The organism is Flavobacterium soyangense (assembly GCF_015277675.1).
Classification (GTDB): domain Bacteria; phylum Bacteroidota; class Bacteroidia; order Flavobacteriales; family Flavobacteriaceae; genus Flavobacterium; species Flavobacterium soyangense.
In genome coordinates this window covers 1-17,365 of sequence record NZ_JADHEC010000033.1, presented here as the reverse complement: position 1 = coordinate 17,365, position 17,365 = coordinate 1, and the positions used below count along the sequence as shown (strand labels likewise).

General features: G+C 34.7%; 13 protein-coding genes and 1 rRNA gene. 8 read left to right on the top strand and 6 right to left on the bottom strand.

Annotated features, from left to right (window positions below):
- Positions 1 to 10: 10 nt before the first annotated feature.
- Entirely contained in the window at positions 11 to 217 is a 207-nt protein-coding gene (locus IR213_RS13010; RefSeq protein ID WP_194312740.1) for a hypothetical protein, read from the top strand.
- 71 nt (positions 218 to 288) lie between these two features.
- Here the strand turns inward: IR213_RS13010 and IR213_RS13005 are convergent, their stop codons facing one another.
- The 5 genes from IR213_RS13005 to porU form a co-directional block, all read right to left on the bottom strand.
- A complete protein-coding gene (locus IR213_RS13005; RefSeq protein ID WP_194312739.1) occupies positions 289 to 1,914 on the bottom strand; it encodes a pyruvate dehydrogenase complex dihydrolipoamide acetyltransferase in 1,626 nt (541 codons plus the stop codon).
- A gap of 6 nt (positions 1,915 to 1,920) precedes the next feature.
- Entirely contained in the window at positions 1,921 to 2,919 is a 999-nt protein-coding gene (pdhA, locus tag IR213_RS13000) for a pyruvate dehydrogenase (acetyl-transferring) E1 component subunit alpha (RefSeq protein ID WP_194312738.1), read from the bottom strand.
- A gap of 152 nt (positions 2,920 to 3,071) precedes the next feature.
- Positions 3,072 to 3,554 carry a cytidine deaminase gene (locus IR213_RS12995; RefSeq protein WP_194312737.1) on the bottom strand — a complete coding sequence of 161 codons (483 nt, stop codon included), beginning with the start codon at positions 3,552 to 3,554 and terminating at the stop codon, positions 3,072 to 3,074.
- Between the two features lie 66 nt (positions 3,555 to 3,620).
- Positions 3,621 to 4,790: a type IX secretion system outer membrane channel protein PorV gene (gene porV / locus IR213_RS12990; RefSeq protein WP_194312736.1), complete on the bottom strand. Its 1,170-nt coding sequence runs from the start codon at positions 4,788 to 4,790 to the stop codon at positions 3,621 to 3,623.
- Between the two features lie 37 nt (positions 4,791 to 4,827).
- Positions 4,828 to 8,658 carry a type IX secretion system sortase PorU gene (gene porU, locus IR213_RS12985; RefSeq protein WP_194312735.1) on the bottom strand — a complete coding sequence of 1,277 codons (3,831 nt, stop codon included), beginning with the start codon at positions 8,656 to 8,658 and terminating at the stop codon, positions 4,828 to 4,830.
- 211 nt (positions 8,659 to 8,869) lie between these two features.
- Between porU and gldJ the strand changes: the two genes are divergently transcribed.
- The 7 genes from gldJ (at position 8,870) to IR213_RS12950 (ending at position 17,096) form a co-directional block, all read left to right on the top strand.
- The gene (gene gldJ, locus IR213_RS12980; protein ID WP_194312734.1) at positions 8,870 to 10,567 is read left to right on the top strand and encodes a gliding motility lipoprotein GldJ; all 1,698 of its coding nucleotides are present in this window, start codon (positions 8,870 to 8,872) and stop codon (positions 10,565 to 10,567) included.
- Positions 10,568 to 10,631: 64 nt separating this feature from the next.
- Positions 10,632 to 11,915, top strand: coding sequence for a UDP-N-acetylmuramoyl-tripeptide--D-alanyl-D-alanine ligase (locus IR213_RS12975; protein WP_194312733.1), 1,284 nt, complete (start codon positions 10,632 to 10,634; stop codon positions 11,913 to 11,915).
- Positions 11,916 to 12,367: 452 nt separating this feature from the next.
- A complete protein-coding gene (locus IR213_RS12970; RefSeq protein ID WP_194312732.1) occupies positions 12,368 to 14,533 on the top strand; it encodes a beta-glucosidase in 2,166 nt (721 codons plus the stop codon).
- 463 nt (positions 14,534 to 14,996) lie between these two features.
- The gene (locus IR213_RS12965) at positions 14,997 to 15,389 is read left to right on the top strand and encodes a helix-turn-helix domain-containing protein (protein ID WP_194312731.1); all 393 of its coding nucleotides are present in this window, start codon (positions 14,997 to 14,999) and stop codon (positions 15,387 to 15,389) included.
- Positions 15,390 to 15,477: 88 nt separating this feature from the next.
- On the top strand, positions 15,478 to 15,666 hold the full coding sequence (locus IR213_RS12960) for a hypothetical protein (protein WP_194312730.1): 189 nt from the start codon (positions 15,478 to 15,480) through the stop codon (positions 15,664 to 15,666).
- 101 nt (positions 15,667 to 15,767) lie between these two features.
- Positions 15,768 to 16,130, top strand: coding sequence for an ISAon1 family transposase N-terminal region protein (locus IR213_RS12955; protein WP_194312729.1), 363 nt, complete (start codon positions 15,768 to 15,770; stop codon positions 16,128 to 16,130).
- Between the two features lie 240 nt (positions 16,131 to 16,370).
- Positions 16,371 to 17,096, top strand: a complete 726-nt coding sequence (locus IR213_RS12950) for an ISAon1 family transposase (protein ID WP_449404262.1) — start codon at positions 16,371 to 16,373, stop codon at positions 17,094 to 17,096.
- Positions 17,097 to 17,293: 197 nt separating this feature from the next.
- Here IR213_RS12950 and rrf read toward each other — a convergent pair.
- A 5S ribosomal RNA gene (gene rrf / locus IR213_RS16730) occupies positions 17,294 to 17,365 on the bottom strand; the annotation flags it as partial.

Below are 17,365 nucleotides of genomic sequence, written 5' to 3'. Positions count from 1 at the left end.
AATTAATATTATGGCAAAAGAACCTTACGCAGCAAAACTTACTTTACTTTGGATTGGAGGCTTTTTCTTCTGGATCATAAAAGGATATAGAGGAAAACTAATCGATCAATATGAAGAGAAATATGAAAACGGAAATGTTTGGACTGGATGTTTTATTACATTAATGGCGATGTGTACCTTAGTCTGTTTTTTGGTTAAAGACGAAATAGAAGTATAGTACCATTGATTACAAAAAATCCCGTTCTGATTTTACTCAAAACGGGATTTCATATATAAGCAAACGAGCTATTAGGCCAGCATCGTCACTGGGTTTTCAATATATTGTTTCAAGGTTTGCAAGAACTGTGCTCCGGTTGCACCGTCGATAGTTCTGTGATCGCAAGCCAAAGATAACATCATTGTGTTTCCTACCACAATTTGTCCATTTTTTACCACCGGTTTTTCTACAATCGCTCCTACTGAAAGGATAGCAGAATTCGGTTGGTTGATGATGGAGTTGAATTCAGTAATTCCAAACATTCCAAGGTTAGAAATAGTAAAAGTACTTCCTTCCATTTCGGTAGGCAATAATTTTTTGTTTTTGGCCCTTCCTGCAAGGTCTCTTACGCTTGCGCCAATTTGAGATAAACTCATACCATCCGTAAATGGCAATACAGGAACAACTAATCCGTCTTCAACAGCAACGGCAACACCAATATTCACGTGATAGTTGATGATGATTGATTCAGAAGTCCATTGTGAATTGATTTTTGGGTGTTTTTTCAAAGCAAATGCAGAAGCTTTAATTACCATATCGTTAAAAGATACTTTGGTATCAGGAACGCTGTTGATAATTGCTCTTGATTTCATTGCTTCGTCCATTGTTACCTCAATTACCAAGTTGTAATGTGGTGCAGTGAATAAAGATTCTGCCAAACGTTTCGCAATGATTTTACGCATTTGCGAGTTCTTGATTTCTTCGGTTGCTACCTGTCCTGATGGAACATAAGGTTTTGGAGCGGCAACAGTTTCTGTTTTGGCTGGAACTGAACTTGCAGCTGGAGCAGCCGCAGTTTGTGGCGTAAAGTTTTCCACATCACTTTTTGTGATACGTCCGTTTTCGCCAGAACCTTTTACTTGTGACAATTGGATTCCTTTTTCACCTGCAATTTTCTTTGCCAATGGCGAAGCTAAAACTCTTTGTCCGTCAGTAGATGCTTCTTGAACAATTGGCGCAGTTTCTGTAGTTGGTGTCGATTTTGCTACTTCGGTTGCAACTGTAGCAGGTGCAACTCCTCCTATTTTATAATTTTCGGCAATGCCACTAATGTCTGTTCCTTCTGGTCCGATGATGGCTAATAGGCTGTCGATTGGCGCAGATTGACCCGCTTCAATTCCGATGTATAATAAAGTTCCTTCGTTGAAAGATTCGAATTCCATTGTTGCTTTATCGGTTTCGATTTCAGCAAGAATATCACCTTCGGCAACTTTGTCGCCTACTTTTTTCAACCAAGTTGCAACCGTTCCTTCGGTCATGGTGTCGCTCAAACGAGGCATTGTAACTACAATAACTCCTTTTGGCAAACTTCCTGATGCAACTGCAGTCTCTTCTTTCTTAACTTCTGTTGCTGCTGGAGCTTCTTCTTTTGCTGGAGATGCAACAGGTTTCGCTGTTAATAAAGCGGTAATATCTTCGCCTTCGTCTCCTATGATTGCCAATAAAGAATCTACGGGTGCAGTTTCTCCTTCTGGTATTCCAATGTATAAAAGTGTTCCTTCGTTGAAGGACTCAAATTCCATTGTTGCTTTGTCAGTTTCAATTTCGGCAAGAATATCGCCTTCACTGACTTTGTCTCCTACTTTTTTTAACCAAGCTGCTACCGTTCCTTCCGTCATAGTATCGCTCAAACGAGGCATGTTAATTACTGTTGCCATAATTGATTATAGTTTATGAGGTAAAAATGGATAATTTTCTTGGGCGTAAACCACATCGTATAATTGTTGAATTTCAGGATATGGCGATTCTTCGGCAAATTTTACACATTCTTCGATTAAATCTTTTACTTTTTGATCGATCGCTTCAATTTCTGCTTCGGTAGCGTATTTTTGATCTTTAATTACATCTAAAACCTGAGTAATTGGGTCAATTTTTTTGTATTCTTCCACTTCTTCTTTCGAACGGTATAATTGTGCGTCTGACATAGAGTGTCCTCTATAACGATATGTTTTCATTTCAAGAAAAGTTGGTCCGCCTCCGCTGCGTGCTCTTTCGATAGCTTCGGTCATTGCTTCGGCAACTTTTACAGGATTCATTCCGTCCACTGGTCCGCAAGGCATTTCGTACCCTAAACCGAGTTTCCAAATATCTGGATGATTTGCAGTTCTTTCGACAGAAGTACCCATTGCATAGCCGTTATTTTCAACGATAAAAACTACTGGTAGATTCCAAAGCATAGCCATATTAAAAGCTTCGTGCAATGACCCTTGTCTTGAGGCTCCATCACCAAAATAGGTCAATGTAACCCCGCCAGTATTATTGTATTTGTCACCAAAAGCAATTCCGGCACCAATAGGAATTTGTCCACCTACAATTCCGTGACCGCCATAAAATCCGTGTTCTTTCGAGAAAATGTGCATAGAACCACCCATTCCTTTTGAGGTTCCTGTAACTTTTCCCATAAGTTCAGCCATTATGCGTCTTGGATCAACCCCCATCCCAATAGGTTGTACGTGATTTCTGTATGCGGTAATCATTTTGTCTTTAGTCAAGTCCATAGCGTGCAATGCGCCTGCTAAAACAGCTTCCTGACCATTATATAAGTGAAGAAATCCTCTAATTTTTTGTTGAATGTATAATGCTGCTAGTTTGTCTTCAAACTTTCTCCAAAGCAGCATGTCTTCATACCACTTTAAATAAACTTCTTTTGTTACTTCTTTCATGTGTTTTTTTATTTTTATGCTAAAGTGTTGTTGTGTTTGGTATTTTTTAACCAAATTAGGCAAAAATAGTTTACTCACCCAAAATTTGCAAGTTGCAAAAATAAGACATTCCAAGTAAGCATTAAAATTTAAAAGGTAATTTTTGGTTTTTTTTATAAGAAGCGCTTATCAAACATAAAAGGAAGCAGGTTTTTTAAGGACTCCGATTTGTAAACAGCGCCTATTTCACCCATGAAATATATCTCGATTGGACTTTCTTGTTTGATTTCATATTCAGCAATTGATTGCCTGCAAGAACCGCAAGGAGGAATTGGAGCAGTGGTTTGATTTGTATCTGAAGCTGCTGTAATTGCCATTTTCAAAATTTTTGCTTCAGGATAAATTGATCCAGCCTGAAAAACAGCAACACGTTCAGCACAAAGTCCAGAAGGAAATGCGGCGTTTTCTTGGTTTGAGCCTAAAACTATTTTCCCATTATCCAATAAAAGTGCGGTGCCAACTCTAAACTTTGAATAGGGAGCATAAGCATTCTTTCTTACCTCTACAGCTTGTCCCATTAGATTTTGAATGTCATTCGGTAATTCCTGAACGGATTCGAAAACTGAAAATTGGGTTGAAATAATAATATCTTTCATTCTTTTTATTGGAAAAAAAATCCAAATTTCAATGAAATTTGGATTTATAGTTATTTTTTATGTTGACTAATATTCATCGTATTGGTCACCGAAATTAAAGGTAAGTGAAAATCGTAAGGTGTTTTCCAAAGGGTTTTTAACTTTCGATGTCGAAAATAAATAAGAAACATCCACTTTTACGACATTATATTTGAAACCGGCGCCTAATGAGAAAAATTGTCTAGCACCTTTGTCTTGATTTTCGTGAAAGTAGCCTGCACGTAAGGCAAAGGAATCTTGGTATAAATATTCTCCCCCTAAAGAGTAGGTAACTTCTTTAAGCTCTTCGCTAAATCCACCTGGTGCGCCAGAGAAGGACTGAAAAGCACCCGGAAGCCATCCGATGGATTGGTAATTCTGATTGTTTTGAGATCTTTCGGCAGGAGTAATTGTTCCGTCTCCGTTCAAATCCGGGTTTTGTGGTGTTGGCACTAATAACTTGGCTAATTCAACATTAACTGCTACCTTGTTGTAATCGTCAAGTATGAAATCAAAACCGGTTCCTACTTTTAAATTTGCTGGTAGAAAGTTGCTGCTAAATTGGGTGTTGTCATAGCTAATTTTAGGGCCTAAATTTTGAATATTAAATCCTGCTCTCCATCTTCCGTTGAATTCGTTGAATGCAATTTCTTCTGATTGATAAAATCCTGCAACATCAATTGCAAATGAGCTTGCCGAAGAAGCATCACCAGTATCTGACGCAACTTTTAAATTAGAATTTATGTACCTCGCTGCAACAGCCATCGAAAATTTTTCGCTTAATTTTAAGGAATAAGATCCGTCAAATGCAAATTCACTTGGAGAAACTACTCTTGGAATTTCATTAGGATCGCCAGTTTCACGAAGTTCTATGTTTCCTAATCCGAAAAATCGAAAGCTTCCTGCAAAAGCACTTCGCTCGTTTATTCTGTTATAATAGTTTAGTTGTCCCAAAGAAATGTCATTTACCAAGTCAGTAAGATAGGGAGTGTAGCTTATTGAAAAGCCTACTTTGTCTATAGCAAAGGCATATTTTGCAGGATTCCATTGTTGCGAAAAAGCATCAGCAGAGGTAGCGACTCCTTGGTCTGCCATACCCGCTGCTCTCGCATCGGCAGCAACCAATAAAAAAGGAACAGCTGTGGTGATAACATTTTCTTGCGCTTTTGCAAATGATATTATGAATAAACAAACAAAAAGTAAAGCTATTTTTTTCATTGAAGTTTAGTATTAATTGTACAAATATAGTGTTTTATTAAAGTATTACAAGTTTTTCAAATTTTTCAGTTTTCGAATTTGTTACGTTCGATTTTACGGTCAGTTTATAAACATAAACTCCTTTTCCTATTTTATTTCCAAAATCATCTCTTCCATCCCAAGTGATTTCTTTTGACAGAAATCCTTCAGTGGTGACGATTTGGTTTCGCGTCCAAACCACTTTTCCTGTTATTGTCATCACCTGAACCTGAACCTCCAAAGGTTCATAAGGTCTGTTGTGCGAAAACCAAAACTCAGTATAATTGACAAATGGATTAGGATAATTCAACACATGTGTCAATGTTATCGATTCGTTTCCTGTGACAATAAATTGTATTTCGGCTATTATTGGATTGTTATAAACATCCCATGCCTTGAACGTAATAGTATGCAAACCAACGGCTAAATTCCTAAATGGAAACCGAAGTGTCCCTTTTGTGTAATCATCCAGATTTGTTTGATAATAATCGTTTAAAATATAAGGATTATTAACATCTCCGTCTAATGTCGCAACAATATCGTGACCTATTCCGCTTGCTGTATTGATGCCGCTTTCATCTTCAAGGTTTGCCAGTAAGAACGGAGAATCGTTAGTTGTGCCACCTGAAACAAAAGTTTCGTCGTTCATATATAACTTCACTCTTGGACTAATATTGTCCACGACTGCATTTTCATTTATTCCGCCCACTTTAATGCTGGTGTCATAACCAGTTTGATTCTCAAAAAGCAGATTTTTTTTAGCATAAAAACTAATTTTTCCGTTTGCCAATGGTACTCGAATATCTCTTGGAACGATAAAACTAAATTCAAATTGCCCGTTTTTAACTGAAGCATTTCCTCTAAAGATAGTTTCTCCAAGAATGTTAAAAGGTATTGACGGACTATATCCATCATTATTTAAGGTTGTTCTTGTGATAAATTTATCGAATATAATTGTTGAAAGCTCTCCGTTATAATTAGTCAACGGAATGTTTTTTTCGTCGGTAATTTCTCCGGTAATTTTCATTTTTGCCAATGATTTAAAATCATCAAAGGGCTGTGAAACTGGAATATCATTTACTTTTGTGAGTCTTATTTTTGGTTTGGCTATGGCAAGCATCAAGGCTGGGTCGCCAATGTAAAACACTACGTTAGTTGATGAATTTGGATTGCTGTTTTTGGATATTCGTAATGACTCAGCTATAGAATAATATTGGTTTGAACCATAGGAAAATAAATTTTTAGCTAGCACATCATTGAAATTTTCGGCACTAAACTGTCCTATTTCACGAATAGTTGTAATCATAGAAATGGCACCGCCTTTTGGATTCCAATACGTGTATTCGCCAGCAGTTGGTCTTGATGGATTGTCAAATCGCGAAAAATCACAGGTTATGGTAATAAATAAAGGATATTTATATTGATTACTTAAATTTTGACCATCGGATTTTTCCCAAATTCGCTCACTCGACAGACCGTCTTCACCACCGTGACCTAAATAGTTAAACACCAAAGCTCCTTTTTCGAACGCACTGAATATATCTGTGCGAGCTTTGGGATACCGAGCTCCCCCAGCCGAAGCTTCTTGGACATATGAATCTAATAATATTTTATTGACGTTTAAAAATGGTTTTTCAAAAGTGATTTTATCTGCTAAAGTATTTTGCCTGCTTTGTAATGTTGCATCTGAATTTCTATCAGAATCATCACTAATTATCACTAAATTATTTCTCCAACTACCATAAGATTTTGCATCATTATATTCAATTACTTTGTTTACCATTTCATCAGCCTGCGTGGCGTCATTGTTTAACATTCTGCCAGTAGCGATGTCAATTCCACCAAAAAAAGAACCAATATTTCCTTCGCTTGGATCCATCAAACCATAGAAATCATCTGAGGCAAAAGATGATTCTCCTATAGTGTTGCTGTTTAATGCATGATATATAGGAACGATATTAGAATTGTTTGGGATTCGGTTTTTATAATCGTATGAAGCGTCGCCAAAGAGATTGACATATTTTATCTTTTTTTCAGGTGCGGAAGCATTGTCATAAATGTACTTTATGCAATTTCTGATAGCGGCAATATCCTGTTTCCCTGACGAAAACTCTTGATAGATTGATTCAAGCGGAATAACTTTAACATTCAGATTTGAATAAGAACGGTGAAAATTGGCTAATTTGTTGGCTTGTGTTGCCAAAAAAGCTGGTGTAATAATTACATAGTCAATATCCTGAAATTGTCCTTGGGCGTTTTTAAAAAGAGTTCCTTTTAGATTTTGGTTGGCGATTTTTGGTTTGTTACTTTTTAGAGGTGTAAAATAATCCGAAGCATCAATTGCAACGTATTTTCTGAGTTCGCCCAAATTTGCTTTAAAAGAAAATGAAGCTTGATTTGAATTTTCGACTTTGGTTACATTATATATGTCGGTTACATCCCAAATCTGGGAAATTCCACTTGCACTCGAAATATCATAACTCACAACTCCAAAACTGGTATTCGATAAATCATATTGAAACAGAAATTGTTTCCCGTAACCTTGAAGTTTTCTTTTGGCGACAAGCCTAATATTATCAAGGTATCCTTTTGAACCAGGAACACCATTGTTGTTATAAGATAATTTAATTTTTAAGCTTTCCGAGCCTGGAAAAGTTGTGTTACTTGGTAAAGCACCAACATTAAACTGAACGCCTGAATTTGGGGTAAGAGCCGGAAATGATATTGTCCCAACGTCTAGCCCATTTGCCGATACTTTAAAAGATGTAACTGTATAAGCTGCTGAAGCTGCAGTTATATTCAATTTTACAGGCGTTGCTGTATCAATATTTGGAAAACTAAACGAAAATTCCTGGTCTTGGTTGATGTCAAATAATTCGCCAAACCACTGTCGACCCAGATGTCCAATATTTACCAAGTCTAATTCGTGATATTGATGGTCGTCAAATGTGTTTAATTTTAACGTACTGCTCCCGGCAGGCTGAACCATATTTGTGATTCTTTTCGCATCATTTCCTTGTATCGTTACATAATAATAGGATTTAGTGTCATACAAATTATTATTGGTTTGGCTTTCTTCACTCCAAGTGTCAACACCTTCTGCGTAAAATAAAATATAGTCTTCATCATTAAAAACACCATCGTTTTCGCCAATAATTTGGATTGCGTTTTCAGTTAAATCAGTAGGATAATAAGTGGCGTTTGATAAGGGCAACATCCGGCCTCCATTTCCATAAATTTTTATTTTTTTTGGGTCTATTCCGCTAACATTGAGACCTAATTGCTGTAAAAAAGCCTTGGAAACTTTATAAACACCTGATTTTTCGATATAAAATTGATACCAGTCACCAGTTGCTAAAACTGAATTCATTATGACGCTAGTTTTATTGGTTTGTGAAATTCTTGAAGCACTGCTGCCACTTATGGAGTAGGAAAAAGATTTAATTCGTTTGTATCCAAATTCATCTTTAACTATTGGAGACAATACAAGAAAAGCCTGTTTTACGCCTCTTGATTCATTTATTTTTAAAGTTGCTGATGCGTTTTTAGGGATATTTGAAGGGTCTAAGTCACCTAGTTGAGATATTGTTAATGACTCGTAAACCACATTTGTTATTTGAACGGTATTTCCGTCAAAAAAGTTTGATTCTGTTAGGTTTAAAATATAGGAAACAGCCTTTTTAGAAGTGTCATAATTATAAGTGTTGCCAACAAATTTTGGCACATTAATTTTGAAATCACCAAAAGACATTTCTTTCTTTTCAAGCCATTCAATAGCAATGTCGCCTTTAATTTGTGCAAAAGAAACAAAAGGAATTAGGGTTAAATAAACCAAAAGTATTTTTTTCATTGTTTTAAAAAACGGAATTTGTAACAAAATATTATGTGGAGTAAAAATATGTCATTTAGTGTAATTTTAAATAATAAATAGTATAAATTTGCGTTTAGATTGTGTATTTTATCTAGATTACGTAGTTCAATCTATTAAATAAAAAAATGATGTTGCGGTTTAATGGTTAATTATTATATTGCACCACAGAAATTATCACCTACAAAAGAGTATGAAAGTAAACAAAATTATGGCCTTACGTTTGATTTTATTAATGATGTTGATTATGGGTTTTGCAAGTTGTAGTAAAAAATCCAGTTCAAAAAATGCATCACAAGCAACAGGTTGGAACGTAGATAGTAAAAAAGGTCCTTCAAAAACGAAGCAAGAAGCGGGGCCAGGATTGGTTTTTGTTGAAGGTGGAACATTTACAATGGGTAAAGTTGAAGATGATGTAATGCATGATTGGAATAATACTCCAACTCAGCAACACGTTCAATCCTTCTATATGGATGAGACTGAAGTTACCAATAAGATGTATTTAGAATATTTGGACTGGGTGAAAAAAGTATTTCCACCAACTGATGAAAACTATAAAAATATTTATGAAGGTGCTTCACCCGACACTTTAGTTTGGAGAAACAGATTGGGTTATAATGAAACTATGACCAATAATTATTTAAGACATCCTTCTTATGCAGGTTATCCTGTTGTGGGTGTAAATTGGATTCAAGCAGTTGAATTTAGCAAATGGAGAACTCAACGTGTAAATGAAGCTCTTTTGGAAAAAAATGGGTATCTTAAAAAAAATGCCAAGACATTAGACGTAACTGCAGAAAGCAATTTTGATACAGAAACCTATTTGAATTCACCAACATTAGCTTATGGTGGAAATGCAGAGATTGTATTGCCGGGAAAATATGCTGGAAAAAAAGGAGTGAAAAAACCAACAAAAGCAGGCAAAAATGGCAAAGTAATTGAGCCAACCAATATTTATGCCCAACGTTCTTCGGGGATTCTTCTTCCTGAATACAGACTTCCAACTGAAGCTGAATGGGAATATGCAGCTGCTGCCGATGTAGGACAAAGAGAATACAATATATACAAAGGCCAGAAAAAATATCCTTGGTCAGGAAGTTACACACGTTCAGGAAAAAGACAAACCAAAGGAGATCAATTAGCTAATTTCAAACAAGGGAACGGCGATTATGGTGGAATAGCTGGTTGGTCTGATGATGGAGCAGATATTACTAACGCTGTAAAAAGCTATCCAGCAAATGATTTTGGATTATACGACATGGCTGGTAATGTAGCCGAATGGGTTATGGATGTTTACAGACCAATTGTTGATAATGAAGCTAATGATTTTAATTATTTTAGAGGAAATCAATATACCAAAAATAAAATTGGAAAAGATGGTAAGGTTGAAATTGTAACTAAAGAAAATATTAAATACGACACTTTAAGTAATGGCAGAATCGTCGCAAGAGCCTTTCCAGGTCAAATTGCACAAGTTCCAGTTGATGAAAAGGAAACTTATTTGAGACAGAATTTTGATAAAAGCGACAATATCAATTACAGAGATGGTGACAAACAATCAACAAAATATTTTAATTTTGGAGATTCAGAATCTAACGCCAAAAAAGGAAAAGACGATAAGGTGATGTACAATGCCCCTAAACACAACGTTACCATAGATAGTTTAGGAAATATGGTTAGAAAATATGATAAAACCAATAAAAGAACCACTTTAATAAATGACAATGTACGAGTTTATAAAGGAGGATCCTGGAGAGATAGAGCTTATTGGTTAGATCCAGCCCAAAGAAGATATTTTCCGCAAGATATGGCTACTGATTATATTGGGTTTAGATGTGCAATGTCTAGAGTAGGTTCAAAATCTGATAAAAGGAAATCAGCTAGAAATTAAATTTTTATATAATAGCAATAAAAGCCCTTTGATTAGGGCTTTTATTTTTTAAAATCGTTTTCGTATGGACATCGCATACATTCACACTTTGTTTTTAAAATGTAAATCGGTTTCGATTGATACCCGAAAAATTGAGCCAAATTCATTGTTTATAGCTATTAAAGGAGAAAACTTTGATGCTAATACATTTGCTAAGGAAGCATTAGAAAAAAGGGCATTGTATGTTATAATTGATAACGAAGACTATTTTATTGACCAAAGAACTATTTTGGTCCAAAATAGTTTATCTGCCTTGCAAGAATTGGCAAAGTTCCATCGTCAATATCTAAAATTACCCTTAATTGCCCTTACCGGAAGCAACGGAAAAACTACCACTAAAGAGTTGATAAATGTTGTTCTTTCCAAAAAGTATAATACAAAAGCAACAGTGGGGAATTTAAACAATCATATTGGTGTCCCTTTGACATTATTATCTTTCGATAGTAAAACTGAGATTGGAATTGTTGAAATGGGAGCTAATCATAAAAAAGAAATAGAATTTCTTTGTGAATTAGCTAAACCAGATTATGGTTATATAACTAATTTTGGCAAAGCACATTTAGAAGGTTTTGGTGGAGTAGAAGGCGTAATAGAAGGGAAAAGCGAAATGTATAACTATCTTTCACAAAATGATAAGCTAGCTTTTATAAACCTTGAAGATAAAATTCAGGTCGAAAAATCAAAAACTTTGAAATCGTATTCATTTGGTATAAACAAGGGAAATGCAAATGTAAATATCAGTTCCATTGCGGCAAATCCATTTGTAGAAATTCTTTTTTCTAATCTTCGGATTCAAACTCACTTAATTGGCTTGTATAATGCAAATAATATAAATGCAGCACTCACAATTGGAAAATATTTTGGAGTGGAGGATATTGCCATAAAAGATGCTTTAGAGAGTTATATTCCAGAAAATAATCGATCACAGCTTATTACCATAGGGACAAATCAGATTATTCTGGATGCTTATAATGCCAATCCAAGCAGTATGGCTGTTGCAATCGAAAATTTCATGCAATTAAATAATTCTAATAAGATTATGATTTTGGGTGATATGTTTGAGTTAGGGGAAGAAAGCCAGGATGAACATAAAGCAATAGTGAATTTGGTTTTGAAAGAAAAAGATATTGTTTGCCACTTCATTGGAAAAGAGTTTTATAACAATCATATTGATAAAATAAATTTTCATTTTTATGAGACTTTCGACGCTTTTTCAAATTATTTAAAAGACAGAAAGATAGAAAATAGCTCCATTCTCATAAAAGGTTCCAGAGGAATGGCTTTAGAAAGAACATTGAATTTCTTGTAATAGTACTCTTATTTTTTTGCATTTAAAAAAGCTGTTTTTTAACCATTTATCCAGATGTTTTTTTATGAAGGATCTATTATAATATTTAGGTTCATAAATTGAATACATCACAGGAAATGCTAAAAAAAGGCTCCGTTTATTAGTGATGATGAAAATAGGAATAGAGAATTTCATAACTATATACTCTTTAAAGTAAATCATATAAAAATATTCATTGTCTACGAACAATTTTTTTATATTTACTAATTTAATTAAAGTGCCTTTTTAACATTTTTTTTGACAGAAGATATTTAAGATGTAATATTACATTTACTATATAAATACTTTAAGTACCAGGAATTTATTAAAATATATATGATACTCAATAATTTGAAAAGTATAAAGAAATTAATAGTTATTTTTACAAAGCATTACTTTCTGTAATGCTCTTTTTTAACACAATATTTATAATTATGAGAATAATAACTTTAGCATTTGTTTTGCTTTTAATAACTTGTGAAATGTCTTTTTCCCAAAAGAATCCTGCAACAGAAAAACGAATCCAACAACTGATTAAGAAAATGACTTTGAAAGAGAAAGTCGGCATGTTACACGGAAATTCGAAATTTTATACTTCGGATATAAAACGCCTTGGAATTCCTGAATGGGCATTATCAGACGGACCACATGGTGTAAGAGCAGAAATGAATCGAGATAATTGGCAATATGCAGGTTGGACAAAAGATTCTTCAACTTGCTTTCCTCCTGGAACGGCAATGGCTGCTAGTTGGAATGTTGAGTTAGCTAAGCAACGTGGTTTTGTCCTTGGTGAAGAAGCGCGTTATCGTAAAAAAGATGTATTACTAGGTCCAGGAATAAATATTATTCGTTCTCCACTCTGTGGAAGAAATTTTGAATATTTGAGTGAAGATCCATATCTTATTTCGCAACTTTCGGTAAATTATATAAAGGCATTGCAATCTAAAGATGTTGCTGCCTGCGTAAAGCATTTTGTAGCAAATAATCAAGAAGAAAATCGTTTTGTTATTGATGTAAACATGAGTGAACGAGCACTACGCGAAATTTATTTGCCTGGTTTCAAATCTTCAATAATCGAGGGTGGCGCATTGACAGTAATGGGTGCCTATAATAAATTTCGTGGAGAATTTTGTACTGAAAACGAATACTTAGGGCGAACACTATTGCGAAATGAATTTAATTTTAAAGGAGTTTACATATCAGACTGGGACGCCGTTCACAGTACAGAAAAAGCAGCTTTGGCCGGTCTAGATTTAGAAATGGGAACCGATAAAGTCAATTATAACGAATGGTATTTTGCCGATCCTTTGATTAAAGCGGTTAAGGAAGGTCGAGTAAAAGAAAGTTTGGTGGATGAAAAAGTGGCAAACATTCTTAGGATTATGATTAAAACAAAAGTTTTAGATTCTAAAAATCGCGAAATAGGCTCCATTAACACAAAAGAGCATCAACAAGTAGCTTATCGTTCAGCAGTAGAGGCAATTGTATTGTTAAAAAACGAAAAAGAACTTTTGCCACTCAAGATGAATACATTGAAGTCTATTGCCATTATAGGGGATAATGCAACACGTAAACATTGCAGTGGTGGATTTAGTTCTGAAATCAAAGCATTGTATGAGGTTACACCTCTTCAGGCTATCACAGGAAAGTACGGGAAAAGCATACAAATAAACTATGCTCAAGGATATGAAAAGCAATCTCATGTTGCAGAAAGAAGTAGCACCGGGCAACTCAATTCGGATTATGTTGATTGGAAGTTAATTGGTGAAGCTGTTGAACAAGCCAAAAAATCAGATGTAGCAATTGTATTTGCTGGACTTAATCACGACTTTGATTCAGAATCATTCGATCGATTGCACATGCATTTGCCTTATGGACAAGAAACATTAATTCAAGAGGTAACAAAAGCAAACCCAAAAACCATAGTTGTAATTATTGCTGGTTCACCACTAGAATTATCTGGCATTGCCCAAAGAGTTCCTGCATTGGTTTGGGCATGGTATGGCGGAATGGAAGCCGGTAATGCAGTTGTGGACGTATTGAGTGGAAAAGAATTCCCATCAGGAAAATTGCCATTCACAATACCTGTTTCATTAAATCAATCACCGGCTCATGCATTAGGCAATTATCCTGGACACGATTTAAAAGTGAATTATGAAGAAGATATTTTGGTAGGTTATCGGTGGTTTGATACCAAAAGAATTGAGCCTCAATATCCTTTTGGATATGGATTATCTTATACCACTTTCGATATTACAAATGCTGCAACTGATAAAAAAGAATACAATAAACAAGAAGAAGTATTGGTGACTTTGCAAATTAGAAACACTGGAAATCTGGCTGGAGCCGAAGTTATACAGTTATATTCAAGTCAACCCATATGCTCTGTTCTAAGACCTAAGAAAGAACTAAAGGCTTTTCAAAAAGTTTTTTTGCAACCCGGCGAACAAAAAACAATCAAATTGAAAGTAAAGGTAGAGGACTTAGCTTTTTATGATGAGAAAGAGTCAAGTTGGAAAATTGAACCTGGCGAATTTGTTTTTCATGTTGCTACCTCGGCTAAAGATATTAAAAGTAGTTTAAGCGTGATTATTAAATGAGTTTGAGCAGTAAAGCGAAGTTTGATTATAAAATTTTTAAAAGCAATAATCTGTATTCAGTTGTTGTTTTTTGTCGTAAATGTCTCAGCGCAAAGCCCTCCTTTTTGGGATGACATTCAAGCCTTTAAGTGACAAGATAGCATTACTATGCCAACACATTATAAAAACGCTTTTTATAGGAAGTTCTTCTTTTACAAAGTGGAAAACATTAGAGCAGGATTAACCTGAATATGTACCACTTAATCGTGCTTTTGCGGAATGACTTTACCTGATGTTATTCGGATAAATACAATCCTGAAAGAATCGTTATTTACTGTGGAGAAAATGATATTACTTCATCAGATGCTGTGACGGGAAAATTGTTTTGGAAAGATTTAGGATTGATCCAAAATTAAGAAATTTGAATATAATAATGTCGTAATTTATTGTTTATATGTAATAAAATTTGTATATCTATTTTATTATGAGATATGTAACACTTAAAAAAGAAGAGATTGAGGTATTGGAACACCTTCATCAAAATTGCCTTAATGCTACCATTAGAAAACGTAGTCAATGTCTTGTTTTATCGCATCAAAAACGCAATATTAATGACTTGGCTTCTATTTTTAAAGTCAGTCGTAGAACGATTGAACGTTGGTTTGATAGTTGGGCTGTGATCGGGATTGACTCTCTTGGAATAGCAGAAGGAAGAGGGGCGAAAACCATTTTAAAAGACTATTCCATAGAGGTTTCGGAGCAATTAGAACTTCACAATAGAAATTTAAAAAATGTATTGATTTACTTTGAAGAGAAACACAATATTATTGTCTGCAAAAAAACATTGCAGAATTTTTTAAAAGTTACTGGTTTATAGCTGGAAAAGAGCTAGACTTTCTTTAAAAGGCAAACGAAACGAAGAAGAATTTCGATTTAAACAAGAACAAATAGAAACACTAAAGAGTTTGGAAGATAGTGGCTATATTGATTTATATTTTGGAGACCAAAGTCATTTTGGACTCACTCCTAATGTGCCTTACGCCTGGCAAACAAAGGAGAACCCGGTATTGTTACCCGCTGCTAAAGGCAAATATCAAAATGTAGTAGGATTGATTACTCGTAAAAACAAGCTGTATTTTGAATATCTTTTTTAGAATCTTTACAGCCATCAATTAAGAACGTCGTAAGGGATCAAGTCGAAATGTTGTGGGGAAATATTAAAAAGGAGATATTTGTATTCTCTAATTAAATACAAATGCAAGATTCTTTTACAGACCTTCTCAAGTTATTATTACCAAAAATCATAGTTGAATACTTTGAATTAACATCCTATAAAAAAGGAGAGGAAATACTTCATCTTTACTTAAAAGAGATTAATTCAATTCCAAAAGAATATCGACAATCTAAGTTAAGTTCCAAAGGCTTTTTTAATGAGATAACCGTCCAAGACTTTCCAATTCGAGGACATCAAGTATACCTTCATATCACTCGCAGAAGATGGCTCAATGAAGATACTGGAGAAGTTGTATTTAGAGATTGGAATTTAGTAGCAGACGGAACTCGGGTAACACAGGAGTTTGCGTCTTTTTTAAAAGAGATCAATAGATTCCAAGCCTAATGATTGCAATGCTATTGCCTCTTTCTATGGTGTTAGTGGTAAAAATCTACAACATCAATACAAAGATTTCTTAAGTGATTTTAAAATCTGGAATCAAAAACCACACGCAAAAGAATGGCTGATTTTCCCTGAAAACATTGGAAAACGGTTATCAATAGACGAAACTTCCTTATCTAATGGCGAACTCTATACAATTCTAACCAATAAGGCGGCCAAGGCAGGAAAGGATCCATCGTTGCAATGGTTGCTGGAACAAAAGCTGAAACGGTAATCGCTATCATTGAAAAAATTCCTCTAAAAAAACGAAATCTAGTCACAGAAATTACCTTGGATATGGCAGGGAATATGGGATTAATTGCCAAAAAATGTTTTCCCAATGCAACTCATGTTACCGACCGATTTCACGTTCAAAAATTAGCGACAGAGGCTTTACAAGAAATCAGAATCAAATACCGTTGGCAAGCAATAGATCAGGAAAATGAGGCTATAGAAAAAGCCAAGAAAAACAAGAAAAGGTTTGAGTCTAAAGTATTGACCAATGGGGATACACTCAAACAATTACTAGCCAGAAGTCGCTACTTCTTATACAAGAATAAATCAAAATGGTCAGTGAATCAATTACAACGAGCCCATTTATTATTTGAATTGTATCCTGAGATCCAAAAGGCATACAGCCTAACACAAGGCCTACGTTACATATTTGAAAAAACTACCCATAAAATCATTGGTTTTGCTAGACTTGCCAAATGGCACGAAAAAGTAAATCAATCAGGGTTTAAATCTTTCAATACAATATCTAGAACGATAATTAATCATTATCAAACCATATTGAACTATTTTGATAACAGAAGTACAAATGCATCGGCTGAATCTTTCAATGCTAAAATAAAAGCATTTAGATCTCAATTTAGAGGTGTTAGGAACGTTGAGTTTTTCCTTTTTAGACTTACTAATATTTATGCTTAAATTTTGTTGCTCCACAGGTTTTGGGATTGATCCCTTTTAATTTCATTTGTGCATTTCAAAATTTAAAAGCTAAAATACAATATATAAGAAGTAATTTAGAACTTATATTCAAAAGATATTGAAATAATCTCAAAACTGTTATAAAAAAACTGTTATAAAACAAAAAACCCTGATCTTGCGAACAGGGTTTTCCAAAAGAAAGGCGACGACATACTCTCCCACATAACTGCAGTACCATCTGCGCAGGCGGGCTTAACTACTCTGTTCGG